The sequence below is a fragment of the Deltaproteobacteria bacterium HGW-Deltaproteobacteria-2 genome (genome assembly GCA_002840505.1).
Lineage (GTDB): Bacteria > Desulfobacterota > Syntrophia > Syntrophales > Smithellaceae > Smithella.
In genome coordinates, this window is the sequence record PHBC01000001.1 from 851052 (window position 1) to 877151 (window position 26100).

At 42.9% G+C, this 26100-nt stretch carries 28 protein-coding genes; 20 read left to right on the top strand and 8 right to left on the bottom strand.

All coding sequences use genetic code 11. The annotated features are described in order from the left end of the window. Window positions 1–133: 133 nt before the first annotated feature. The 3 genes from CVU62_03895 to CVU62_03905 form a co-directional block, all read right to left on the bottom strand. Window positions 134–1408: a hypothetical protein gene (locus CVU62_03895; protein PKN39346.1), complete on the bottom strand. Its 1275-nt coding sequence runs from the start codon at window positions 1406–1408 to the stop codon at window positions 134–136. Beyond that, entirely contained in the window at window positions 1405–3195 is a 1791-nt protein-coding gene (locus CVU62_03900; GenBank protein PKN39347.1) for a hypothetical protein, read from the bottom strand. The genes CVU62_03895 and CVU62_03900 overlap by 4 nt, the downstream gene beginning before the upstream one ends. A gap of 280 nt (window positions 3196–3475) precedes the next feature. Further along, on the bottom strand, window positions 3476–5359 hold the full coding sequence (locus CVU62_03905; protein ID PKN39464.1) for a tRNA uridine-5-carboxymethylaminomethyl(34) synthesis enzyme MnmG: 1884 nt from the start codon (window positions 5357–5359) through the stop codon (window positions 3476–3478). 249 nt (window positions 5360–5608) lie between these two features. On the opposite strand from CVU62_03905, the gene CVU62_03910 reads away from it, so the two are divergent. From CVU62_03910 to CVU62_04005, 20 genes are all read left to right on the top strand, one after another. Beyond that, window positions 5609–6613: a TIGR01212 family radical SAM protein gene (locus tag CVU62_03910; protein ID PKN39465.1), complete on the top strand. Its 1005-nt coding sequence runs from the start codon at window positions 5609–5611 to the stop codon at window positions 6611–6613. 153 nt (window positions 6614–6766) lie between these two features. After that, a complete protein-coding gene (locus CVU62_03915) occupies window positions 6767–7318 on the top strand; it encodes a hypothetical protein (GenBank protein PKN39348.1) in 552 nt (183 codons plus the stop codon). Between the two features lie 15 nt (window positions 7319–7333). Beyond that, window positions 7334–7963, top strand: coding sequence for an imidazole glycerol phosphate synthase subunit HisH (locus CVU62_03920; GenBank protein PKN39349.1), 630 nt, complete (start codon window positions 7334–7336; stop codon window positions 7961–7963). Continuing rightward, window positions 7957–8736 carry an imidazole glycerol phosphate synthase subunit HisF gene (locus CVU62_03925; GenBank protein ID PKN39350.1) on the top strand — a complete coding sequence of 260 codons (780 nt, stop codon included), beginning with the start codon at window positions 7957–7959 and terminating at the stop codon, window positions 8734–8736. Before CVU62_03920 ends, CVU62_03925 begins: the two co-directional genes overlap by 7 nt. Before the next feature lie 76 nt (window positions 8737–8812). Then, window positions 8813–9694: a pyridoxal 5'-phosphate synthase lyase subunit PdxS gene (locus CVU62_03930; protein PKN39351.1), complete on the top strand. Its 882-nt coding sequence runs from the start codon at window positions 8813–8815 to the stop codon at window positions 9692–9694. 6 nt (window positions 9695–9700) lie between these two features. Further along, entirely contained in the window at window positions 9701–10375 is a 675-nt protein-coding gene (locus tag CVU62_03935; protein ID PKN39352.1) for a pyridoxal 5'-phosphate synthase glutaminase subunit PdxT, read from the top strand. 121 nt (window positions 10376–10496) lie between these two features. Then, window positions 10497–11171: a hypothetical protein gene (locus CVU62_03940; protein ID PKN39353.1), complete on the top strand. Its 675-nt coding sequence runs from the start codon at window positions 10497–10499 to the stop codon at window positions 11169–11171. Window positions 11172–11423: 252 nt separating this feature from the next. Continuing rightward, window positions 11424–12656, top strand: a complete 1233-nt coding sequence (locus CVU62_03945) for an ammonia channel protein (protein ID PKN39354.1) — start codon at window positions 11424–11426, stop codon at window positions 12654–12656. 12 nt (window positions 12657–12668) lie between these two features. Next, window positions 12669–13010 carry a transcriptional regulator gene (locus CVU62_03950; protein ID PKN39355.1) on the top strand — a complete coding sequence of 114 codons (342 nt, stop codon included), beginning with the start codon at window positions 12669–12671 and terminating at the stop codon, window positions 13008–13010. 9 nt (window positions 13011–13019) lie between these two features. Next, on the top strand, window positions 13020–13241 hold the full coding sequence (locus CVU62_03955; protein ID PKN39356.1) for a hypothetical protein: 222 nt from the start codon (window positions 13020–13022) through the stop codon (window positions 13239–13241). A 5-nt stretch (window positions 13242–13246) separates the two neighbouring features. Beyond that, the gene (locus CVU62_03960) at window positions 13247–14140 is read left to right on the top strand and encodes a hypothetical protein (protein PKN39357.1); all 894 of its coding nucleotides are present in this window, start codon (window positions 13247–13249) and stop codon (window positions 14138–14140) included. 102 nt (window positions 14141–14242) lie between these two features. After that, window positions 14243–14938, top strand: a complete 696-nt coding sequence (locus CVU62_03965) for an amidotransferase (GenBank protein PKN39358.1) — start codon at window positions 14243–14245, stop codon at window positions 14936–14938. Window positions 14939–15199: 261 nt separating this feature from the next. Next, on the top strand, window positions 15200–15901 hold the full coding sequence (locus CVU62_03970) for a DNA-binding response regulator (GenBank protein PKN39359.1): 702 nt from the start codon (window positions 15200–15202) through the stop codon (window positions 15899–15901). Between the two features lie 123 nt (window positions 15902–16024). Continuing rightward, a complete protein-coding gene (locus tag CVU62_03975; GenBank protein ID PKN39360.1) occupies window positions 16025–16879 on the top strand; it encodes a phosphate ABC transporter substrate-binding protein in 855 nt (284 codons plus the stop codon). A gap of 51 nt (window positions 16880–16930) precedes the next feature. Beyond that, window positions 16931–17329, top strand: a complete 399-nt coding sequence (locus CVU62_03980; GenBank protein PKN39466.1) for a low molecular weight phosphatase family protein — start codon at window positions 16931–16933, stop codon at window positions 17327–17329. An 18-nt stretch (window positions 17330–17347) separates the two neighbouring features. Beyond that, window positions 17348–18235: a phosphate ABC transporter permease subunit PstC gene (pstC, locus tag CVU62_03985; protein PKN39361.1), complete on the top strand. Its 888-nt coding sequence runs from the start codon at window positions 17348–17350 to the stop codon at window positions 18233–18235. 11 nt (window positions 18236–18246) lie between these two features. Beyond that, window positions 18247–19125: a phosphate ABC transporter, permease protein PstA gene (gene pstA / locus CVU62_03990; protein PKN39362.1), complete on the top strand. Its 879-nt coding sequence runs from the start codon at window positions 18247–18249 to the stop codon at window positions 19123–19125. A 2-nt stretch (window positions 19126–19127) separates the two neighbouring features. Next, window positions 19128–19883: a phosphate ABC transporter ATP-binding protein gene (gene pstB / locus CVU62_03995; GenBank protein PKN39363.1), complete on the top strand. Its 756-nt coding sequence runs from the start codon at window positions 19128–19130 to the stop codon at window positions 19881–19883. Between the two features lie 21 nt (window positions 19884–19904). Beyond that, window positions 19905–20603 (top strand): phosphate transport system regulatory protein PhoU, encoded by a 699-nt coding sequence (gene phoU, locus CVU62_04000; protein ID PKN39364.1) that lies wholly within the window; start codon window positions 19905–19907, stop codon window positions 20601–20603. Continuing rightward, complete coding sequence (locus CVU62_04005; protein PKN39365.1) at window positions 20600–22345, top strand: hypothetical protein; 1746 nt, start codon at window positions 20600–20602, stop codon at window positions 22343–22345. Before phoU ends, CVU62_04005 begins: the two co-directional genes overlap by 4 nt. 14 nt (window positions 22346–22359) lie before the next feature. Here CVU62_04005 and CVU62_04010 read toward each other — a convergent pair whose 3' ends face one another. From CVU62_04010 to CVU62_04030, 5 genes are all read right to left on the bottom strand, one after another. Then, window positions 22360–22734 (bottom strand): transcriptional regulator, encoded by a 375-nt coding sequence (locus CVU62_04010; GenBank protein ID PKN39467.1) that lies wholly within the window; start codon window positions 22732–22734, stop codon window positions 22360–22362. A 45-nt stretch (window positions 22735–22779) separates the two neighbouring features. Next, window positions 22780–24006 carry an ammonia channel protein gene (locus tag CVU62_04015; GenBank protein PKN39366.1) on the bottom strand — a complete coding sequence of 409 codons (1227 nt, stop codon included), beginning with the start codon at window positions 24004–24006 and terminating at the stop codon, window positions 22780–22782. A gap of 221 nt (window positions 24007–24227) precedes the next feature. After that, complete coding sequence (locus CVU62_04020) at window positions 24228–24890, bottom strand: hypothetical protein (protein ID PKN39367.1); 663 nt, start codon at window positions 24888–24890, stop codon at window positions 24228–24230. Continuing rightward, complete coding sequence (locus CVU62_04025) at window positions 24887–25648, bottom strand: hypothetical protein (GenBank protein PKN39368.1); 762 nt, start codon at window positions 25646–25648, stop codon at window positions 24887–24889. The genes CVU62_04020 and CVU62_04025 overlap by 4 nt, the downstream gene beginning before the upstream one ends. After that, the gene (locus CVU62_04030; protein PKN39369.1) at window positions 25645–26055 is read right to left on the bottom strand and encodes a hypothetical protein; all 411 of its coding nucleotides are present in this window, start codon (window positions 26053–26055) and stop codon (window positions 25645–25647) included. The genes CVU62_04025 and CVU62_04030 overlap by 4 nt, the downstream gene beginning before the upstream one ends. Window positions 26056–26100: the final 45 nt, after the last annotated feature.

Sequence of the window (26100 nt, forward strand, 5' to 3'; positions counted from 1 at the left end):
TCACCGATGTTTTTCATGGACAAATTAACACAACTTTTTGCTTTTCAAAAGAAAAAATCCCACGTTTCAGGGCTGTTCAAAAGCTTGTCCCGTACTTGATACGGGATGTTCAGATGCGAGGCGCGCAAAGAACTCACTGCTCCATACGCCTGAAGACGCGATACTGTAAAAAAATGAGGCCAGCAATAACCAGCATCACCAGAATATAAAGAAGATATTTATATCGCTCGGTAAAAGGAAGCCTTGCGTTATCACCGGCAAATTTGGAATTATTAAATGCTTGTCCCAGATAAGCCATAGGCAATACATCTATGTTTTGTTTTGCAATGATTCCCGATAAATCATACCGAGGTTGTTTTGCCAGAGGGTTTCCCCAAAAGAGATATAATTTCCTGTCAGATTGCTGTTTGAAAACAAGCAACCGGCGATAACCTTTGCCGATGACTTTATTGACTGATAAGGGCGGGCTGTCGAAATTTTTGAATACTAGACGAAATTCCTTGGTTGCAATCATCGGTATGTCAATTGTCAATTGCGATTCATGCATGGTTGCAGTATCAAAACTAAAAACTGTCCCCTGCGCCCAAGGTTGCCAATTTTCTTTTTCTATCTTTATTTGCACCTCCACAGAACGCTGAAAATTGCGCTCTGTAGTGTTTATCGTTAAACGGTCGATGGGAAATACAGCATTCATACGCACAATTATGCTGTTTTCTTTCCGGTTAGTATTTGTATCTGTGTTTTCAATTGTTCCATTAATTACATATGCCTGTTCCGGCTCAACACTTTGCCGTAGTACTTTGACATCGCTTATGTTTAATGGCTGCGCCTCGCTATTATTTATTTTGAGGGCAATATATCGAAAACTTACTTGAGGAAAGTTTATGCGCGTATGCCGAAGTTTTTCCATTCTGGTGATGTTAAAAATAACTCCGTCCTTACGGACAACATTCCAGTTCTTGCCATCCGCGCTACCGAGCACTTGCACTTGGCGGGAAAAATCCATGTCGGGTGTCATGACTTCAACAGCATTGATCATAGCTCCTTGTTGTTCGATTAGAAGTTCCAGCCATGTTTCACCTTTCTCGTTAATAGAGAGATTTTGCATCTGATGTGGTATTTCTTCCTGCTGTTGTTTCGGTCTTCTTTCTATGATTTGCCAGGCAACTTCTTCTTTCCGGTCGGTGACTACTCTTAAATCAGCAAAAGGTGTTTGGGCGGTTATGTCGCCTAAATGCTGCGGGTCAAGGTATAAGACAGCCAGATTACCATTGCTTTCGTTTGAAGAAATTTCGATCTCGGCATATTTCTCCCAGAGTATTTCGTCGAACGTACCGCAAAAGCCTGCCGCTGCTAATAGAAATATAAGAATGCAACAAATGAACGTACAGGAAAAATATTTATTCATGGTTCATCTTCTCCGAAGATTAAGTGTTTAAAACGATTGTAGCCATAGGAAACTGCCAGAAGCAGTAAGCCAAGCACAACAAATGAAATAATTCTATAGAAAGTCTGTAATGACGATAGGTCCATTAAAAATACTTTTAAAACTGTTACGCTCAACAGCAGGATGCCGAGAATGCGTGCTCCACGAATACGTTTTAAAATACCCACTCCTGTTAAAATAGATGCGTACAAAGCCCAGAGAATGGACAGTGAAAGCTGATAAGCGTAGTGTGAAGATTCAAAGTTAAGAACTTGTTGCGGAAAACGGGACCGAAAATAATCATATGTCTCTATAGAAAATAAGATCAACGACAGTGCTTGGATTATTATGAAGATGATTTTAAAAATGTTACGCTCTTCCGATGTCAGATTTTCTTTATACCATTTGATGGCGTACAAGAAGATGTATAAACCGACGATGGCAAAAGAACAAACCAGAAACCGGCCATTTAAAATGGGTATGAAACTCTGAAATGGTTCAAAGTGAAAATTAATATCGTACGCAAAGCGAATCAACACCAGGAAGCTCATCAGATAAGCTCCACGCCGCAAAACCTGCAAATTCATCTTGAGGCCGATAAATCCCAACGCAACCATTTCAGCAGTCAACGCAGGCATTATCCAGCGTTGTTCTAGAATGATAAAAGTTGCAATAACTGTCAGAATTATCGAGACTATCGCGTAAGATGCTGTGCTTATTCGAGCCATTAATGCCGATTGGCTGATAATCATGGCCAACCAAATCTCAACAACTGCCAGACTTAATGTAAAAAGCTTTACCGGCCATGTAATTTCACCATGATATTGATGGAAAAAAGCTAGAAAGAAGAAAAGGGCCGAACCGAAAATTACACTTTGATCATATACGGTATCGTCGTTTTGCGAATTTAATCGAGAGATAAGGATATAAAGATTATAAAATATGAAGAACATTAAAATTACACCGAAGGCAAGCCATTTCTGAGCATCGTTGTAAAATTCAGAGTGCCAGCCGAAATAAAGCAGGGCAGTGCCGAAAAGAGACGCAACAACCAATGACGGCCATTGTCGAAAACGCATCAGCAATAAGGTCCCCATGTCCAGCAAGAGGATGTATCCAAACAGCGTCATAGGCTGGTTTTGTCCAGTGGATAGCATGATTGGAGTAAGAAAGCCTCCCAGAATTGCTATTGCGGCTAAAGAATAGGCCGTATATCTTATGGAAAGAGTCATTCCTGTGGTAGTAACCGCGAGCATGCAGGCCGCTGCCAGGGAAGCGGGAATCAGATGATAAAGGGCAAAGGCCGCATACAATGCCAAGTAAAGCACTGCAAGGCCACAACCGCTTAGCATCTGGCCGTATAATCCAAGATTCTTTTTTTTCTGAAGGTACTCTCCTGCGCCAATAAATACGGCACCCCAGAATATTCCAAGGATTACTCGACCCGTTTCACCGATCAATTTATTGTCGAAAGAATATTTAAGAAAGAAAGCGACGCCAAAGAGAATGGCCAGTACGCCAATGCGTCCAATCCAACGTGTGCCAATTGCACTTTCAAGAGATGAATCTAGCGCTTTGTTTGTTTCTCTTTTCGGTTCTGTTTTGGGAATGAATTTCGTTTCAGGTATTTCTATACCATTATCTTGTTGTAGTGATATGTTCTCTTCAACGAGGATTTCGCCCTTTAACTGTGCTACTTCATTTTCAAGGGCATTAACTCTGGAGATAAGCAAATCTATACACTTGTCACGTTCATCATCAGACCGCATAACACACCTTCAGACTAAATTTATTTGTTTCTGAACAAGTATTTGCCTAATAATTAATTGTGTGAACTTAATTTGCTTGGTGATTTGAAAAAGGAAATAGCACAAACTCTTTTTTCTTAAAAGAAAAATGTTATAAAATTTGGATTTATTTCTAGGGCTGTTCAAAAATGTTCAGATGCAAAGCGCGTGAAGCCAGAGAAGTGAGGCGTACTTTTTGTGTACGTCGCAACGACGAGGGCTGAAGCGCAATCCCGATTTTATCGGGACAGATGCACATTTTTCAACAGTCCTTGCTTAGTTCCTGCTTTTTCATCATGATTAACACCGCCGAAATTGCGCCTTCGGTCATGCCGATAATGCGCTCCATCTGGCCGAGAGTTTGCGGCGCTATTTTGGTGAGTTTTGCTTTTAGTTCGTTGGAGAGGCCGGGTACACAGTTATAATCAAAGTCCGGCGGGATTTTCTTTTTTTCCTGATCTTTTAATTTTTTCACGGCATCGAACTGCCGCTTGATATAGCCTTCATATTTCGTTTCAATTTCAATCTGCTGTTTGACAAAAGAATCATCTTGCGGTTCCCAGCCGGGAAATCCGGTAAGATTGTCATAAGAGATTTCATGACGTTTCAGCAAACCGTGAAGAGTGGAGTGATTATTCAAAGGCGGCGATGGAATTTTTGCCAATGCTTCGTTTATTTCCGGTGTTGGATTGATCGATGATGCTTTGAGATGTTCAATGCCCTGTTCTATCTTTTTAATTTTGTCATGAAGCTCCAGATAATGCGCACGTTCAATCAACCCCAGCTCACAGCCTTTGCCCATCAAACGAATGGTTGCATTGTCTTCCCGCAAAATCAGGCGGTACTCGGCACGCGAGGTAAACATTCGGTAGGGTTCATCCACACCTCTAGTTACCAGATCATCTATCATCACTGCCATATAGGCTTCAGAGCGATCCAGAATAAATGCTGGTGCTCCCTGCACAGCGCAGGCGGCATTTATGCCGGCCCAGAGACCCTGCGCCGCCGCTTCTTCATAACCCGATGTGCCATTTATCTGCCCGGCCAGATACAGGCCGTCAACCAATTTTGTTTCCAGCGTAGGTTTGAGTTGCGTGGGCTGAACAAAATCATACTCGATGGCGTAAGCCGGACGCATGATTTGCGCCTGTTCCAATCCTTTTACACTGCGCACAATCTTGTATTGCAATTCCAGCGGGAGGCAGTTGCCCAAGCCCTTGGCGTAAACTTCCTGCGTGTCCAGTCCTTCATGCTCAAGCACCACCGGATGGCTTTCACGCTCACTGAAACGCATAACCTTATCTTCCAGCGATGGGCAGTAGCGGGCACTCACGCCTTTAATGATGCCGGAATACAGAGGCGAGTGCTGAATATTTTCCCGAATTACGCGATGTGTTTCAGCGGATGTGGCAGAAAAATAAGAAGGTAGACGCTCCGTACGCAACGCCTTCGTGGTAAAGGAAAAAGGCTGCGGCGAAGGGTCGCTGTCCTGACGCTCGAGTCTGGAAAAATCAATGGACGAAGCACATAGGCGCGGAGGAGTTCCTGTTTTCATTCTGCCGATATCAAAACCAAGGTTTTTAAGATTTTTCGCCAGCCCAATAGAAGCCAGTTCTCCGGCGCGTCCCGATGGGATTTGAGATGCACCGACGTGTACCAGACCGTTTAAAAAAGTTCCGGTGGTGATAACAACTTTTTTCGCTCCGTAAAAATGTTCGCTTTGATCCAGTACTCCTATTACTGTGCCGTCTTCAATGACTAAGCTCTCTATCATGGCCTGCCGGATATAAAGATTTGGCTGGTTCTCGACAACGGCTTTCATTGTCAGACGATAGAGTTGTTTGTCACACTGCATGCGGGACGAATGCACAGCCGGACCTTTGGAAGCATTAAGCATACGAAAATGCACGGCTGTTTTATCCGTAACCTTGCCCATCTCGCCGCCGAGCGCGTCAATCTCTTTGACGAGTTGACCTTTGGCTAAACCGCCGATTGCCGGATTGCAGGACATGAGGGCTATAGAGTCCAGATTGATATTGAATAAAATTGTCCGGCAACCCATGCGAGCGCAAGCCAGAGCCGCTTCACAGCCGGCATGCCCACCGCCGATTACCGCAACATCATAATTGTCTGTTAAATTTTCCATGCTTAATCCGATTACTTGCGCTTGTATTAAATCAATGTTAGAAAACACCACAAAGTCATACCGTTGAATAGCGGCATCCAGAACTCTTTTCCCGCTCCTAGTAGGGAACCCCGGCGCATGCCTGGGGGCGGGAATTAAAGGAAGGGGAATTTTAAGAATTTTCACCCTCCTTTTGGTTTCCTCCCCTCAAGGGAGGAAAGAGCAATAGTGGATTTCCGTTTCCACAGGAATGACAACTTTTTCTACGGCATAGACTGTAAAAAAACAACAAAAAAAGAGGCGGCCTTGGGTAAACCGGATTTTTGGAAAAATTCTAAGCGGTACTACGACCTGAAAAGCTACTGGCGAAATCTGTTCGGCTGTAATGTCCATAAACTGCAGATTGATGCAGGCTTTACCTGTCCGAATCGTGACGGGCATGTGGCTGCAGGCGGTTGTATTTACTGTGATAGCAGAGGATCAACTTTGCGGCAGAAGGGTGAACTGCCATCAGTTGCCGAACAGATCGCCTCCGGTAAAAAATATTATAAGCCGCATGCGTCAAAATTTATTGCTTATTTCCAAACATTTACCAACACTTACGCTCCAGTGGAAAAATTGCGGGCAATCTACGATGAAGCTTTGAAGCAGGAAGACGTCATCGGCCTTTCCATCGGCACAAGGCCGGATTGCCTTGGTCCCGATGTTATCGAATTATTAAGCGGCTATGCGAAAAAATATCACATCTGGGTTGAACTGGGTTTGCAATCTGTTCACGACAAGACTCTGCAGTTCATCAACCGGGGACATAATTTTCAGCAATTCTTGGACGCAGCGAATGCTTTGGCGGGAAGCGGCTTAAACATTTGTGTTCATATTATTATTGGCTTACCGGGCGAAAGCGACAAAGATGTGCTAACCACAGCCAAAACCCTTGCGTCACTTCCAATCAACGGCATAAAAATTCACTCTCTACTGGCTTTGGAAGGAACAATTTTGGGTGATATGTATAAAAAAGGTACGGTAAGTATGATAACTAAGGAACAATATGTTTCTTTGACCGCCGATGTTCTGGAGGTATTACCGCCGGAAATGGTCATCCAGCGCCTGACTGCCGACGGTTACCGCGATATTTTTCTTGGACCGAACTGGGCAATGAATAAATTAGACGTGTTGAACTCAATAAATAAAGAATTGGAGCGGCGGGACTCTTATCAAGGAAAAGAATATATAAAATCAAAACCAGATCCTCCGGTAAAAAATTCCGGGCAATAATTTGTTCTTTTGTCACTTCGAATCTCGATTTATCGGGATGAGAAGTCTTATAAAAACAAGATGTCTCGTTACACTCGACATGACAAAATAAAAAATTAGCTGTAATTTGAGCATAAAAATTGCTAAGTGAAGGGTTAAGGCTGTTTTGCCGAAATGTTTACAAAAAACAATGGAAATCAATTAAAAATAGAGGATATCCGCTTATCGCCGGAATTATTGAGAATTAATTCCCGCTTTACCGGCGGGGGAGGGCTGGCGAAAATTCTCCTTATTTTGATTGTTGCGCTTCCATTGATTTTTTATAAGGACATTATACACATAATAAAGGATAAATCGCCTGACGAACAGCTTGTGCTGACGGCGATGGCTGTGTTTTTTTTAGCAGCTTTTTTCTTTACATTGTACAAAATGACCCAAAACAGTGGCAAAGTTCTGATAGTTACTGAAAAAGGCTTTTTTATAGAACCGGGACTGGCTGAATTTTGGAAAGATATTGACGAATACAGATGGAATGTTCCTTCTGCTGCAAACAAAGATTTATTTTCCGGGCAAAATGAAGGAACGTCATTGCTCTTTTTCAATAATAAGGGGGCGTGGCCAAAAACATTTGACCTGATGCAATACAACATTTTTTTTACACCCGATCAGATGCAACAGGTGGATACAATCTGTAATCGTATGGGAATTAAAAGATCAGAAAGTTAATTTTTACTTAGATTTATGATAGCAATAATTAATTATAACGCCGGAAACATAACGAGCGTAGCACGGGCTCTGCAAAATATCGGGCAGGATTTTGTCATTACGGACGATACAACAAAGCTCGAAACTGCGACTCATGTAATTTTCCCGGGTGTTGGCGCGGCCGGAGAAGCAATGGCTTATCTGCGCGAAAAAAAGCTCGATACCTGGCTGAAAAAATATATTAAAACCGGCAGGCCGCTTTTGGGCATTTGTCTGGGTACACAGATTATTCTGGATTATTCCGAAGAAAATAAAACCGAATGTATCGGCCTTGTTGCCGGTTCCACAAAACGCTTTCCCGACAATCTGACTTCCGTTGGTCAGGTATTAAAGATTCCGCACATGGGCTGGAACAGCGTTAAGTTGCAACGCAGTCATCCGGTCTTTAAAAATGTTTCGCCGGATGCCGAATTTTATTTTGTGCATTCCTATTATCCGGCACCGTCTGACGATGCAGCCTTTTTAGGAACAACCGATTATGGCATGATATTCTGTTCTGTTCTGGCCAAAGATAATCTTGTGGCCATGCAGTTTCACCCGGAAAAAAGCGGGCGTCCCGGATTACAGATTTTGAAGAATTTCTGCGCTTGGGAGGGGCAATGTTAAGCAAGAGGATAATTCCCTGCCTTGATGTGCGTGACGGCCAGCTCACCAAGGGTATCAAATTCAAAGGAAACGTGGATATCGGCGATCCGGTAGAAGCCGCACGGGAATATTACGAACAGGGCGCTGATGAAATTGTTTTCTACGATATCACGGCATCGTCAGACAAACGCGACATCATGATTGATGTGGTAAGGCGCGTGGCAGAAACGATTTTTATTCCTTTTTCCGTGGGCGGCGGTATCCGCAATCTGGAAGATATGAGGCGTGTGATTCTAGCTGGAGCGGAAAAAGTCAGCGTTAATTCCGCCGCGGTCGATGAACCGAAAATTATCACTCAGGGAGCAAAAGCTTTTGGTAGTCAGTGTATTGTGCTGGGCATGGATGTAAAAAAAGTGGAAGTATCCGATAAAATTCCCTCAGGCTACGAAATGGTAATTCACGGCGGCAGGATATTTACCGGTATTGATGCTCTGTGGTGGGCCAAAGAAGCGGAAAAGCTCGGCGCCGGTGAAATTTGCCTGAATTCCATAGACGCCGACGGCATGCAAACAGGATATGAACTGAATTTAACAAAATTGGTTTCCGAAAATGTACGTATTCCGGTTATTGCCTCAGGCGGTGCGGGAAAGCCGGAACATCTGGCTCAGGTATTAACGGAAGGAAAGGCTGATGCGGCTTTGATTGCATCTATGGTGCATTATCGTACGTACACAATCACTGAAATCAAACAATATTTAAACGAAAAACAAATAAAAACGAGAATGCTGTGGTAGTTTGATAATTATTTTCACTAGGAAACACCGATGTGAAGTATTATAATATGCTTATTAAGTTAGGAGGCTAATTAAAGTGGATGCAAAAAGGTATGAATTAAATGTCCAGTTGGCGCAAATGCTCAAAGGCGGCGTCATTATGGATGTAACCAATGTTGAACAGGCAAAAATCGCGGAAGAAGCGGGAGCCGTGGCGGTCATGGCTCTGGAACGTGTGCCTGCAGATATTCGCAAAGACGGCGGAGTGGCCAGGATGTCCGATCCTTCAATGATTGCCGCAATTAAAAAAGCCGTATCCATTCCGGTTATGGCGAAAGCCCGAATCGGTCATTTTGTGGAAGCGCAAATCCTGGAAGCCTTACGTATTGATTATATTGATGAAAGCGAAGTTTTAACTCCGGCTGATGAAGAATGCCATATTGATAAAACAAAATTCTCGATTCCTTTCGTCTGTGGCGCGCGAAATCTTGGTGAAGCCTTGCGCCGGATTGCCGAAGGCGCGGCAATGATTCGCACCAAAGGCGAGGCGGGAACGGGAAATGTTGTAGAAGCTGTCCGCCATATGAGAACAATGAATCGTGAAATTCGACAACTGGCACAGATGCCTGTAGAGGAAGTCACCGGTTTTGCTAAAGCAAATGGTCTTCCTTATGAATTATCTTTAAAAGTCAAGGAGTTAGGACGTTTGCCGGTGGTTAATTTCGCGGCAGGCGGTATTGCCACTCCCGCTGATGCGGCGTTGATGATGCAGTTGGGCTGTGATGGTGTTTTTGTAGGCTCGGGAATTTTTAAATCAGCCGACCCGGCCAAACGAGCACGGGCTATCGTCAAGGCAACAGCTTATTTCAATGATCCTCAAAAGGTTCTGGAGGCTTCTATGGATCTCGGAGAAGCCATGCCCGGTCTGGAAATTTCTCAAATTCCACCCGAACAAATCCTGGCAGGACGCGGCTGGTAATTTTCTATGACTCTTCATTTAGTGAGCAACAAACCATCTGTAATCGGCGTTCTGGATTTACAGGGCGGAGTGCATGAGCATCTGGAACACCTGGAGAGGTTAGGCGTAGCTTATAAACGAGTTAAGCAGGCAGAGGATTTTGAGGATCTCGCCGGATTAATTATCCCCGGCGGTGAAAGTTCCTGTTTGTCCAGATTACTTAATATTTTTGAAATCAAGAATGTATTGCTTCAGGCTCATCGACGTGGAATGAAAATCTGGGGCACCTGCGCGGGAGCAATTCTACTGGCGAAGGAAGTGGTTGGTGAAAAGGCTTGCCTTGGTTTGATCGATATTACAATTGAACGTAACGGCTTCGGCAGCCAACTGGATAGTTTTGTCAGCGAAGCTTTGATTCCAGCTGTTGCTCCTGAACCCATACCTCTTACTTTCATTCGCGCGCCTAAAATTATTGATGTGGATCCTGATGTTAATATTCTTTTGAAAATTGATGATTATGTAGCGGCAGCGGAAACTGAATCCATATTGGTTACTGTTTTTCATCCGGAGTTAACCGGATGTCTTGCCTTTCATCGTTATTTCGCCATGAAATGCGGCTTGAAAACAACTGGCAATAATCATGATTATATTGATCCGCTTTGGAAAAACTGGAGCTGGACAAAACATGCCGGCATAATTTAAAAAAAATAAAGGAAATTTCATCCTCATCAAAATCAAAAATGTTGAAGAAAATTTTTTTGCCGTCAGCCGTTACTGGGGAAGCTTAAACTCATCGTTAAAGCGTATTGAACCAATCTGTGCGATGCACACGGGCGTTGCTATTTCCGATATCAACTGGGTCTGGAATGAAAAGCCTTTAAAAAAAGACGACGTACAAGCTATTGCCCAAATAAAAGAATATTACAAAAATTTAAATCTACGTTTCTGGTGGTGGGTATATCCCCGTGGACAATCGCCTGAAACCTCAAGAATGCTACAAGAAGCGGGACTGCGTTTAATTGCAAAAGTCCCCTGTATGGCCGCGGATTTGAATAATTCATTATCCGACGCAAAGTTTTCTGAAAATATATCAGTCATCGAAGTAAAGGATAAAAGCGACTTGTTTTTTTGGGAAGATGTTTCCTTCCATGGTTTTGAAATGCCTCAACACGCCAGAGAAAAGTATGACACTTTTGTTTCTTCATTTAATCTTGGCGGGCAATCTCCCCAAAGACTTTTTCTAGCCAGTTTAGATGGAAAGCCCGTAGCTACCTCCCTGCTTTTCACGCACGGAAAGTCGGCGGGCATCTACTACGTATCTACTCTTCCGGATTATAGAAACAAAGGATGCGGTCTGAGCATCACACAAGCAGCGATGCAAGCAGCGATGCAGGCGGGATTTAAAGATATAATTCTACAGGCAACACCATTGGGGGAAAAGGTTTACACCCGGGCAGGCTTTAAAGAATACTGCCGTGCGGAAATTTATAAACTTTAATGTCAGCTTAAAGCTATCCTGAAACATCTCAGAATTTATAACCTCCATCATCAATTTAGGCATTAAGCCTCAATTTAGATAATACAAAATTGTCTCTTCTTAATTTTTAAACGACTTCTTTGTTGCGCTTTATTGATTCTCCTTAAGAAACAAATTCATAAAAAATCAATATAATTAGCATATTATATATGTTGGCATTTATCTTGCCCTAATCAAAGTTGAAAGAAAAACTTTTTGAGGGAGGTATTGATAATGAATTCGGGAGATACAGCGTGGGTTTTGATGGCCAGCGCTCTGGTCTTATTAATGACCATACCGGGACTGGCATTTTTCTATGGAGGATTGGTTCGACGCAAGAACGTTCTGTCTATTTTGATGCAGTGCTTTATTATCGTTTGTGTCATTTCTCTGCAGTGGATGTTGTTCGGTTATTCTTTGGCGTTCGGTCCTGATTTCCATGGCATCATTGGTAAACTGGATTGGATAGGACTTGCAGGAGTCGGTGCGACACCGAATCCTGATTACACCAAGACAATTCCTCATTCTGTCTTTATGATTTTTCAGGCGATGTTTGCGATTATCACACCAGCCTTGATTATCGGCGCTTACGCGGAGCGGGTAAAATTTTCCGCATTTCTGATTTTCACCTTATTGTGGACAACATTTGTCTATGATCCGCTGGCGCATTGGGTCTGGGGTGCGGGAGGTTGGATGAGGACACTGGGCGCACTGGATTTCGCGGGTGGAATAGTTGTGCATGTGAGCTCCGGAATCTCGGCACTGGTACTGGCTCTGCTTTTGGGAAAAAGAGTTGGCTACAATCACAGACCCATTCGTCCGCATAACCTGCCCTTTACAGTATTAGGCGCTGCTCTTTTATGGTTTGGCTGGTTTGGATTTAACGCCGGCAGCGCGCTGGCCGCCGATGGACTTGCCGCCAATGCCTTTATTACCACGCATATTGCAACCGCAGCGGCAGGTCTTACCTGGGCTTTAGTGGAATGGTGGCATAATAACTCTCCGACAATCCTGGGCGCCGCGACCGGTGCTGTTGCCGGACTGGTGGCCATTACACCGGCCTGCGGTTTTGTCAACCCGATGAATGCCATGTTTATCGGCATGATCGTAGCGGTGATCTGCTATCTTGCTGTAGCGATAATTAAAGGCAAACTTGGCTATGACGATTCTCTGGATGCTTTTGGCGTGCATGGTGTGGGAGGAGCTGTCGGTACAATAGCAACAGGTTTTTTCGCGGAAAAAGCAGTAAATGCCGCCGGCGCAGATGGCTTGCTTTTCGGTAACGCTCATCAGCTTGGTGTTCAATCCTTATCGCTTATAGTCACAGTTACCTTTGCCGTGATCATGACTTTCATCATCTTCAAGATTGTGGATGTGTTTATCGGTATGCGTGTGGAAGAACACAACGAAATCGTCGGTCTGGATTTAACGCAACAAAGCGAAGCCGCTTATACAGTGATTGAATAGGAGGAATAAATCATGAAACTAATCATTGCCATTATTCAGCCGCACAAACTGGAGGCGGTCAAAAGAGAGCTTGAGGCAGTGGATGTAAATTTGATGACTGTCTCCAATGTTCTGGGACAGGGCCGGCAAAAAGGCCTCACGGAAATATACAGAGGCGCGAAAGAAGCTGGCGGACTGCTCAATAAAGTCCGGCTTGATATCGCGGTAAATGAGGATTTTGTCGAGCCGACAATTAAGGCGATCACCAAAGGGGCTCATACCGGAGGCGTCGGCGACGGTAAGATTTTCGTAGTGGAGCTCGCGGAATGTATTCGCATCAGCAGCGGTGAACGCGGCGGTGGCGCCATAGGCTGAGGTTATCTTATGAATAAAGATAAATTTAATACCGAAAAAAATACATTGCAGCGCTTTGTTTTCGACTGCGAAAAAACAGTCATCCGTCATGCATTGGTAAGAACTAAAGGCAACATAACTGCTGCCGCAAGACTTTTAGGAACTACAAGACGCGTTCTGACTTACAAAGTTCATAAATACGGTATTGACTATGAACAATTCAAACCTGGATGGAGTGTAAAGGAGAATTAAGCACTATGAAAAACTATATGAAGAAGATAATTACTGCTGTTTTACTTTTATTGATTATTGCCACATTACCCGTAACTATTCGGGCAGAAGAACAGAAGCCGGTCGAGCCGGAACAAATAACTGTGGAGCAAAAGCAAGAAGAGGATAAAGTAACCGGCGAGGTCGCCGCAAGTATTCTCAGCGCTTACATTTGGCGCGGTCAGGAACTGAGTCGCCACAGCGTGGTGATCCAGCCCTCCGCAACGGTGAGCTATCGGGGAGTTACTGCCAGCATCTGGGGCAATCTGGATACGAGGCCTTATAATGTTGGAGACGAAAAATATTCATCCAATTTTACAGAAACGGATGTTACCATTTCCTATTCGCGAAAATTCGGCATGGTGCAGGTAGGCGCCGGGTATATTTACTATGGCCTAGCATCCTTGACGCCGGGTGGAACAGACCCGCTTGATGCTCAGGAACTCTTTGTCACCTTGGGCTTGGATACGATTTTGGCACCCACAGTGACTGTCTATAAGGAAATCGATCATTACCGTCAGTGGTATGCAACGCTGGGTGTATCCCATACCTTTGCCCTGCATGAAAAAGTTGGTTTGAAACTGGCGGCAACAGCAAGTTATTTGCTTTCTACCGATGAGACCACTTATCCCAAATTTGACGGTGATTCTCTGGCAACCACGGACAAGTTTAATAATTTGCACGATGGCATAGTTTCTATTTCTTTGCCAGTCAACGTCATTTCATCTCTTGCGGTTATTCCGACGGTGTCCTATGTCTTCCCGCTGTCCGACGATGCGAAGTATGAGATGAGAGCGCGCGGTCTTCAAGGTGCGGCCAATCCGTCAGACAAGGATTTTTCATACCTTTATGGCGGGATTGTTTTGAGTTATTTATTCTAAAAGCTATATATATTTATCAGTCACGGCAAGCTTTCGAAAGGATTGCCGTGACTTTTTATGAGAATGTTTTAAAGTGTTTACTTGTAATATAAAGGGGAAAATATGCACGCGCATTATTTACAACATGTTCCGTTTGAAGGGCTGGGCAGCATTGAACCCTGGCTTAAAGCGGCCGGGCACGAAATAACAAATACCAGATTATTTGAATCAGCAGAATTCCCTGATTTAAAAAAGATAGACCTGTTAGTGATCATGGGCGGTCCGATGAGTGTCAATGATGAAAATACGTTCCCGTGGCTGGTTTCCGAGAAACAGTTCATTTGTAAAGCCATCAATTCAGGGAACCCTGTCTTGGGCATTTGTCTTGGTGCGCAGCTTATTGCCAGTGCTATGGACGCTCGAGTGTACCGAAATTCGGAAAAAGAGATCGGGTGGTTTCCCATCGAGGGGGTCGCATCGACCGACAGGTCCATTTTTAATTTCCCGCCGTCTATGAAAGTGTTTCATTGGCACGGTGAGACATTTGACTTACCATCGGGAGCTGCCCACCTGGCGAAAAGTGATGGATGTGAAAATCAGGCCTTTCAAATCGGCAAGTCGGTTATCGGTTTGCAGTTTCACCTGGAAACCACACCAAAAGCGGCTTGGGAAATTGTTTCCCATTGTCGCAAGGAACTGGTTCCATCGAAATATATACAGACAGAGGAAGAAATCCTGTCAGCCACTCCGGAGAGATATAAATCAATAAATCAACTGATGGGTAGTGTCCTGTCTTTCCTGCTGCGAAAAGATGGCTAACTGGACCGGGTATTTAACGGCAGCTTCCGCATTGAGAAATTGTTCGACAATATTGTAGTCAGGCATATGCATATTTCCTGTATATTGCTTTTCTCCTTTTTCCGATTCACACAGCATTTCTACCAGAAACAATCAAAAAACTGCTGAACTCTAACTTAACATGTGGTACAAATCTTAAAGACAGGTTAAAGGCTTCCCGGATTTTTTAAAGAAGAAGACATAAAAAGCAACCTTCAACGCATTCTGCCAACGGTATAAATTATTATGCCTAAAATACTGATTGTTGATGATGAAAAAGATATAGTTGATCTCATTTCTTATAATCTGGAGAAAGAGAGATTTTCTACGGTAAAAGCTTATGATGGCGAAACCGCCCTAAAGCTTGTCAAAACACAAAAGCCGGATTTAATTATACTTGACCTTATGCTGCCCAAGATGAATGGACTTGATGTATGTCGGGCAATTCGCCATAATCCGGAAACGGTTGGCCTGCCGATAATTATGTTGACGGCAAAAAGTGAAGAAGTTGATAAAATAATCGGTTTGGAAGTAGGGGCTGATGATTATGTGACCAAGCCGTTCAGCATTAAAGAATTAATTGCCAGAGTGCGCAGCATTTTACGTCGCCTGAAGGAAGGTGAGAAATACGCAGGTAAAGAAGAGTTCATTCATAAAGGACTTAAAATAAATTACGTTTCGTGTCTTGTTTCAGTTAATGGAAAGGAAGTAACGCTGAGTCCAACTGAACTTAAGCTTCTTTTCTTCTTATCTCAAAATGCCGGTAGAGTTTATTCCAGAAACCAGATTATTGATCACGTCTGGGGCGATGATACTTTTATTACGGATCGTGCCGTTGATGTACACATCCGGCGTTTACGATCACAAATAGAAGAGGATATGGAAAATCCCCATTATATTCTTACAGTTCGTGGTTTTGGCTATAAATTTGCCGATAAGAAATAAATTTCTGCTTATTTTAAAATTAGATTAACTATTCGTGTTGTTTCTGCATTTTAATCAAACTGTCATCAAATTGTAACATTTGTCATCTATAATACAGGAAAATTAAATCAGGAGGAGAATTAAATGTTAAGTATTTTCAAAAAAACAGTAATGGCAATGGTAGCTTTTTTTCTAATGAGTGGCCTTGCTTTTGCCGGTTCATCAATTGTTATCAAGGGGTCAACAACGGTTTTGCCGGTTGCCCAAGGGACACTGGAAGCCTTTATGAAAAAAAATCCCCAAATTCAGATATCTCTTTCTGGTGGCGGCTCTGGCGAAGGCATTAAAGCATTGATTGATAAGACAGCGGATATTGCCACGTCATCCCGCGAAATCAAAAAAGAAGAAGTTGATCTGGCCAAAACAAAAGGTATGTATGCTGTCGCTCATGTCGTGGCCAATGATGCCATTGTTCCGGTTGTTCATCCTAAAAACAAAGTTAAAAATTTATCCATCGATCAGTTAAGCCAGATCTATCAGGGCAAGATAACCAATTGGAAGGAAGTCGGTGGCGATGATCTAAAAATCGTCGTCATTTCGCGAGACTCTTCTTCGGGAACTTTTGAGTCATGGGACCATTTCGTCATGAAGAAAGTTAAAGTAACACCTAGAGCGCAGATGCTGGCGTCCAACGGTGCTATAGTTACGGCGATTGCCAAGAACCGTTATGCAATCAGTTACCTGGGGATTGGTTATGTCAATAAAAGCGTCAAGGCTTTGCAGGTCAATGGAATACCTGCTTCTGTGCAGACGGCTATTGCTAAGGAATATCCGCTCTCCCGCGAACTTTATATGTACACGGATGGAGAAGCAAAGGGTGACGTGGCCAAGTATATTGATTTTGTCAAATCACAGGAAGGACAAAAAATTGTCGTTAAAGAGGGATTTGTTCCTTTGACGGAAACAAAGGGGAAAAAATCAGCTAAAAGCAAAGAATAACTAGGTACGCTTTTATAGGGTATTGCAGTGAAAACAGATTCTGTAAAAAAGATGGTTCTCTTCGTCTGCACACATAATGCTGTCCGTTCACAGATGGCGGAAGCGTTTTTAAGCAAGATTTACGGAAATCGATACGCGGCCTTTAGTGCCGGTTCCGATCCCGCACAAATTGATCCCCTTGTTGTATCAGTGATGAATGAAATTGGCATTGATGTCAGTCATGCCTATTCCAAAGGATTGGATATGTTTAAAGACTATACCTTCGACTACGTGGTGACCGTCTGCGATCAAGCCAGGGAATCCTGTCCGTATTTTACAGGAGGAAGTTTCCGTATCCATAAAAGTTTTTCCGATCCGTCCATGTTTGATGGACGGCCTGATAACAAAATTAAAGAATATAGAAAAACACGAGATGAAATAAAAACATGGATAGAAAAAGAATTTAAATAAGACTCTGAGGAATAAATCGTGTCCAGACACATTAAAGAAATTATTATTAAGTACATCTTTTTCCTGTTTTCGCTGGTGTCCATTGTTGTTTTGGGACTGATTGTTTTTTCGCTTTTTCGGGAAGGACTACCTATATTGGGGAAAGTATCAGTGCGCGATTTTATTTTCGGCATGGAGTGGTACCCCACTTATGATCCGCCCTCTTTCGGTATTTTCCCGCTAATCATAGGTTCTTTAATTGTTACATTTATGGCTACAATAATTGCTGTGCCATTAGGTGTGCTGGCTGCTATTTATATTTCCGAGATCGCTCCTGCATCCATTAAAGAGATTCTCAAATCGGTTATAGAACTTTTGGCTGGGTTGCCCTCTGTCGTTCTTGGTTTTTTCGGGATGGTGATTATTGCTCCCTGGCTCCAAGAAACATTTGATCTGCCCACAGGCTTAAATATTATTAACGCATCGGTGATTCTGGCCATGATGGCGATACCGACTATTTCCAGTATTTCGGAAGATGCTCTTTATTCCGTTCCCCGTGAGTTCAAAGAGGCGTCTTATGCTTTGGGTGCCACTAAATTTGAAACCATTATACAAGTGATCATTCCGTCAGCAATGTCCGGCATTTCTACAGCGGTAATGCTTGGTATGGCGAGAGCCATCGGCGAAACGATGGTTGTTTTGATGGTGGCCGGTGGTGCGGCGGCTATTCCCGAGAGTATATTTGATTCAGTTCGTCCTATGCCCGCAAGCATTGCAGCAGAAATGGGAGAAGCACCTTTTCGGAGTGCTCATTATCAGTCGCTTTTTGCCATCGGTATTGTTTTATTTTTTCTGACATTAACATTTAACCTGATTGCCGATTATGTCTCCCATAAATTCCGGCAGGTCGGGTCGGGTACATTGTAAACGGAAATAATATGAATTCGTTAAAAAATAATTCAATGAAGTGGCGCTATTTTAAACAGGCTCTTTTTTTCGGCACGGTGCGTTTATCGGCATTGATTATTGTTTTGGCCTTGGGCGGCATACTGTTTTATATTATTGTGAACGGTATTGGTGCAATCAGCTGGGATTTTGTTACCAAAACTCCGACCGATTCCATGACAAAGGGCGGCATCATGCCTGCCATTCTGGGTACGATCTATTTAACCATAGGGGCCATTGCCGTAGGATTGCCCCTAGGCATTGCCTCAGCAATATATTTGACAGAATATGCCATTCAAAGCAGATTTATACGCTTTATAAAAGTCGGCATCAATTGTCTGGCCGGTGTCCCTTCAGTTGTTTTTGGTTTATTCGGGCTGGGTTTTTTCGTTATCTTCATGAAATTCGGTTCGAGTATCTTATCCGGATCTCTCACTTTGGGTTTTCTGATTCTCCCGACAATTATTGGTGCCGCGGAAGAAGCATTGAAAGCTGTGCCTCAGACTTTTCGAGAGGCATCACTTTCGCTGGGTGTGTCTAAATGGCAGACAACTTATAGAATTGTTTTACCTAACGCCATGCCTGGAATTCTGACAGGATCTATTTTAGGCATAGGGCGTGCTGCCGGAGAAACAGCTCCTATTATGTTTACCGCTGCTGCATATTTTACCACCAAACTGCCCGGTTCTGTTTTTGATGAAGTGATGGCGCTGCCGTATCACATTTATGTATTGGCAACGGCTGGAACGAATATTGAGGCAACAAGACCTATACAGTTTGGTACAGTACTTGTTTTAGTTGCCGTTGTTCTGGGAATTGATCTGTTTGCGATTATTATTCGCAGTTACATGAGAAGAAATAAAAGGTGGTAAGAATGGATTCCAGTATTATTAAATTGAATAACGTAAATTTCTATTACGGGCAAAGTCGTGCCCTGACGAATATTTCGATGAAGTTTGTAAAAAATAAAGTCACGGCTCTTATCGGACCTTCGGGATGCGGCAAATCCACGCTGTTGAGACTTTTGAACCGAATGAATGATTTAATTAGCGGGACGAGAGTTGAAGGAGAAATACTTTTTGAAGATAAAAATATCTATGCGCCGGATATTGATCCGGTCGAAATACGCCGAAAGATTGGGATGGTTTTTCAGAAACCCAATCCCTTTCCCAAAACAATTTACAATAATATTTCCTATGGACCGAAGCTTACAGGCATTGGAACGGGGAATATGGATGCTTTGGTCGAGCAGAGCCTGAAACAGGCCGTATTATGGGACGAAGTGAAGGATATTTTAAATAAATCAGCAATGAATCTTTCCGGTGGCCAGCAGCAGAGGCTTTGTATTGCCCGTGCGTTGGCTATGAAGCCGGACATTTTACTGATGGATGAACCTACTTCTGCGCTTGATCCCATTTCTACAGCGAAAATTGAAGAGTTGATTGAAGAATTGAAAAAGAACTATACTATAATTATAGTTACTCATAATATGCAGCAGGCGGCCAGGATTTCCGATGAGACAGCGTTCTTTTATATAGGAAACTTAGTCGAGTATAATAAGACGGATAAAATATTTACTAATCCGGATATAAAACAGACAGAAGATTATATTACTGGCAGATTCGGGTAAGGATTAACTGGAGGATCAATTATGGAAGAAAAACGACATACCAGTTTGCATTATGAAAAAGAATTGCAGGAAATAAAGAATAATCTGATTTATCTTGGCGCTGTAACGGAAAAAGCTATTCAGAATGCGATGAAATCTCTGTCGGAAAGAAACTCCAACATGGCGCGTAAGGTTATCAAAGACGATGATGAAATTGATAAAATGGATGCGGATATAGAAGAACGGTGTATAAGAATACTTGCTTTGCGTCAGCCCACGGCGATAGATTTAAGATTTATTACAACAGCGATAAAAATTACAGGACATCTGGAAAGAATCGGCGATATGGCAGTTAACATCGCGGAAAAAGCCATTCAGCTCAATGAAGAACCGATACTGAAGCCATATATTGATTTGCCGCGTATGGCTGACCTCGTTGGAGAAATGATCAAAGACTCTTTGGATAGTTTTATCAGAAATGATTTAAATATGGCCGATAAAGTCCGGCGGACGGAACAGGTCACCGATGATCTCAACGAACAAATCTTCCGCGAACTTCTGACATTTATGATGGAGGATTCCAAAACTATTCATCGGGCTTTAATGATTATGCAGGTATCAAAAAATTTGGAGCGTATTGCCGATCACACTAAAGGCATTGCGGATATGGTCACTTATATGGTTACCGGTGAAAACGTAAGACACCAAACTTCAATCATCAGCGGCGAGGAATCAGCTTGAAAAAAAATCTTTTTTACAAAATATTTTTTAGCTACCTTGTCATAATATGTATATCTTTTTTTCTTTTAGATGTTTTCATGCGTAACGAGGTAAGGGAGGTACTTACTGCCAAAATTGAAACGGAATTATTTTCCTATGCTCAGCTTATTGACCTGAGCTCTCCCCGGAAAATATCAAATCAGTTGGAGCAAGTTGCGAAAATATCGAATTCCAGAGTTACTTTGATTGACGCTCAAGGAAATGTTTTTGCTGATTCAGAAAAAGACATTGCCAACCTGGAAAATCATTTTAACCGCCCGGAATTGCAGGAAGCGAGACTGCGGGGCAAAGGTAAGTCGGTGCGATTTAGTAATTCGCTGGGCATTGATATGCTATACGTAGCCGTTACAATCAAAGATGGGGCAAGAACTACCGGTTATGTTCGTCTGGCACGTCCTCTACATGATGTGCAGAATGTGATCGACAAAGTATATCAATATATTCTTCTCTCACTATTCATAGTGGCAATTATTTCGCTCATGATTGCGCTGTTCTTTTCTTACCGCCTGGCTGCGCCAATTAGATCTATGGAAAAATTTACCGAAAGATTACGGCAGGGAGAGCAGGTTGGAACAATTATTTTAGATACAGCAGATGAAACCAAAACACTGGCCGATAATATTAATTTTCTTGTTGAAGAACTGAAAAACAAAATCAGAACTGCCAATGAGGAGAAAAGTAAATTAATGACGGCCTTTACCAGCATAAACGAAGGCGTCTTAATTATTAATGAGCAAAACATAATAGAGTTTGTCAGTCCCGTTCTAAATAATATGTTGGCTGTTCAATACGATGACGTATACGGAAAGACACTAATGGAAGCTTTTCGCAATATTGATTTACAAAAATCTTTTTTGGAATTTAAAGAAGCACACACAAATGTGTCTCGAGAAATTACTATGGGTACTGTAGAACCGATTATCTTAAGTGTCAGCATATCAACGGTTCATGGCCATCCCGATGAAGAAAAAACTATGATTGTCTTTCACGACGTAACCAGGCTTAAAAAGCTTGAACAAATACGAGTTGATTTTGTAGCCAATGTTACTCACGAGATCAAGACACCACTTACGGCGATAATTGGATATTTAGATACAATCAAAGACGGCGCAATAAATAATATTGAGGAAACAAAAAGATTTATTGATGTAATTTTAAAACAAGCCGAAAGACTTAATCGCCTCGTTGAAGATCTGCTGACAATATCAAATATTGAAATGAAAGAAACAAAGCTTAATTTCGAAAGTGTCTCCTTAAATGCAGCTTTAACTAATGTTATTTCTCTGGTGGAAGCCAAAGCGAAGTTAAAAAATATTACTATTCAAAACGATGTGAGCGAAAATATTGCTCAAATCAAAGCTGACAAAGATAAGCTTACGCAAATATTTGTCAATGTTTTAGATAATGCGGTTAAATTTACACCGGAGTCGGGCACTGTCGTCATCAAAACTGATGAAGCTGGTGCTTATACAGTAGTATCGATTAGTGACACGGGTATCGGTGTGCCCAAAGATGAAATTCAACGGTTAGGAGAACGTTTTTATCGAGTGGATAGATCTCGTTCGCGCGATTTGGGCGGAACCGGGCTGGGACTATCAATTGTTAAGCATCTTATGATAGCACACGAAGGCAAGATGGAAATCGAAAGTCAATTGGGTCGCGGCACAAAAGTGTCTTTATTTTTCCCCATAGTAAAAGGATAAAAATGGAATGGGGTTCACCGGTTTTTCTTTTCATCAATATCACCCGGATACATCATGGCCTCCGGTCCCCGCTCGCGTGTGCGGACGCGAATGACATCCTCGACAGGCGTAACAAAAATAATGCCGTCGCCCGTCTCGCCCGTATAAGCCGATTTCAGAATCGCTTCAATCGCAGCGTCAAGGTTGCGTTTGTTCAAAACAATATTAATTTGTATCTTGGGAAGCATGTTGACCTGATAGGTTCCGGCGCGTCCGACCAGCTGAATCCCTCCCTGGCGTCCATGACCGCGCACCTCAAACATATTCATGCCCACAATGCCTATCTCATTAAGGGCTTCCCGGACATCGTTTACTTTATCTTCGCGAATAATTGCTTCGATTTTTTTCAGCATGGCAAAATCTCCAATGTATAAAAGCTGTAACTGTTATGTTGTCTATGAGTATGATCTTTCTCCATGGGAACTGATATCCAGCCCCACTTCTTCTTCCATCGGGCTTACCCGCAATCCGATGCTCATGTTCAACGCCTTGGCCAGCACATAGGTCATACCGAAGGAAAAAGCGATGGTGACGATGACAGCAATGATCTGAATAGCAAGCTGGCTGGGATTACCAAAAAATAACCCGTTGGCTCCATCGGCGTTAACGGCTACTGTAGCGAATAAACCCGTGGCAATGGTGCCCCAGGTGCTGGCCATGCCGTGACAAGCCCAGACATCAAGCGATTCGTCCAGTTTGCGTCGATCCCGGAAACGCATAGTATAATAAGAAAGAGGCGCGGCTACGGCCCCGATAATCATAGCAGCCAAAGGTGTAATATAACCGCAAGCCGGTGTCACCGCCGCCAGGCCGACAACCATTCCTGTGGCGATCCCCAGGGTGCTGGGTCTGCCGTCCAACCAGGAGAGCAGCATCCAGACCAGACCGGCGGTTGCCGCTGAGGTGTTGGTCGTCACTAAAGCATTTACCGCCACACCATTTGCCCCGAGAGCACTGCCTGCGTTAAAGCCGAACCAACCGACCCACAGCAATCCGGTTCCCAAAACCGTTAGCGGAATATTGTTCGGTTCCATCGGAACATTACTGTAGCCTTTGCGCGGACCGATAACTAAAGCAAACGCTAATGCGGAAAATCCGGCAGCAATATGCACAACCGTCCCGCCGGCAAAATCGAGAACGCCCATTTCCTTTAGCCAGCCACCTTGTCCCCAGACCCAGTGGCAAAGAGGATCATATACCAGCGTCGCCCAGAGAAGACTGAAAAGCAGAAAACTCTTGAATTTGACCCGCTCCACGAAAGCACCTGTAATCAACGCAGGCGTAATGACAGCAAACATCATCTGAAAAGATGCGAAAAGTTCATGAGGAATGGTTTTAGCGTAGGCGGTGTTCGGCTCGGCGCCGACTCCCTGAAAACCCAGGAAATTCAATCCACCGATCAATCCACCGATGTCCGAACCGAAGGAAAGAGAATATCCGTAAAGCACCCACTGCACTCCGATCAGGGACATGAAGATATAGCTCAAAGTTAAAGTGGAGAGCACATTTTTTCTCCTCACCATACCTCCATAAAAAAACGCCAGAGCCGGCGTCATCAAAAGAACAAGAGAACAACACACTAATATCCAGGCCGTATCGCCTGCACTGATTTGCGCACCCATTATATTCCTCCCATCTATATAATGGGATTACGTAACAGCAATTATCCTGCCATAATATATTAGCTATTAAATACAGCTGGTTATGAAATTTACAAAAAGGCGGAAGGGCGCATATTTGTGCAGCTTGAAAAATGATGAAACATAATTGTACCGATTTATTTAGCTAGTATAACAGAGTTTTCTATGTTCCCGCCTGCACAGGAATTGCTAGAACAATAGGGCTACTTTTTCAACAAATCCAGCCGCTCTTTGATTCCCTTTGCTTTGACCGTTTCACCGCGATCTAGATAATATTTTTGCAGTTTGGTTAAATACGCCCAAAGAGGTCGCCTCCATCCGTTCTCGGCGGAAGTATTGATGGCTGATTGTAAAATTTTTTCATCATAAGATAGATACTTTACCAAGATTCCGCAGGCAATTAAACGGGAAAGGGGATCACTAATGGATTTAATTTCCCCAACAGCTTTTGCCATATCTTTGCTTCTGGCAGCCTTTATAAAACCGCTATAGTTGGAAGGAAGAAGATTATCTTTTACCGCAGCAAAGCTTCCTTTTAAAAAGGAATAATAGGCAAAATTGGATTCATTGGGCTGGAGGTTATTAATATGAATAAATTCACTATCGTCAAATTCTTCCAACGCCGCCGTGTGCAAAGCATATTTGGTCAAATAAATTCTGGCTAAAAGATTTAAATCGTTACCATCAGACAAGGCTTGTTTTGCTTTGTAAAAATGAGGCTCAGATGCACCTTCTTTGCCGTTTAAAAAATTAGTTTTGTAGTTTTCGAAATTTCGGAAAGCCACATCTTTCCAATCAGGAAGCTGTTGTGTCGATCCGCAAGCGCAAATAAATACCAACAATACCAGGATTAAATATTTTCTCATGGCAATTTAATCTCCGGTTCTTTTTTCGTGGAAATGATCGAATCAACTCCTCTAGCCACACCTTCCACGGCTTTAAGCGTATCGTCTACATTCGAGCGCAGTATACCAATATCTTTCAAGCCGTCCGAAGCATCTGTGCTTATTTTATTGATGTTATCCACGGTGGGATTTATTTTTTCCAGTTTTCCATTAACATCCTTGAGTATTTTATTAAACTGCGGCATTGTGCCCTCCTTGCCGAATACCTGCACATCGGCTTTCCCCGCCATAACATCAACTTTACTGCTTATTCGTTCCAGATTTTCCGCGATCTGAGTTATTTTGTCCAGCAAGGGCTGCACCTTTTCAATCGAGTCATTGATGTCATTAACTGTTTGCACTTCCGGAATTTTGCCTTCCGGCAACGGTTCGCTATTTAAATTATCAGTTGTCACGACAACGCGCGCGGTACCGATCAACGAGCGGTAAAGCGTAAAAGTACTATCTTTTCTGATCCATTTTACATGTTTTTGAGGAATTTTAATTTTAATTAGCACGATACCTTTATTGTTGAGCTCCAGCTTCTGAACCTTACCGATAGTAAATCCTGAAAATTCAACCGGCATACCTTCTGTAAATCCGTCACCCGACCGGGAAGCAAGTGTAAAAGTGTCATGTCTGGTAAAAAATCCTTTTTCCTGTGCCAGATAAAGAAGAGCCAGACAAATTATAATTGCCGTGCAAACGATAAACAAACCAACTTTAATTTCTCTTTTCATTTAGATAACGCCTCATATTTTTCTCTCATCCATTCATAATCATATATATGACAGCTTAAATAAAAATCTTCAATATTTTTTAGCGCCTGAAAAATGTAATCAATATTTTTCAGATGCGGAACAATTTTAAACGGTCGATCGATAATTATCAAAGCATCTCGAACCATAGCAGCTCTCAGCAGCATAGCAAAAAATCGCTCTTCATTAGTTAAATCAGGATTTCTCTTATAGGCAATATGTTCCAATTTAAGTCGCCGCAATGCGCTAAAAACAATCGGCTCGACTTTGGCTAAGGGCATATTCTCATGATACTGCTTGATTAAGGCTATGTTCATCAAAACACTTTGATTAGAAATCAGAGGAACATCAACGGAAACAGGCGCCGCCTGCCGCGGATTATTTTCCATAAACGCTTGCAGACCTTGATCCAGAGCCTGTTCGTTCTCAAAAAA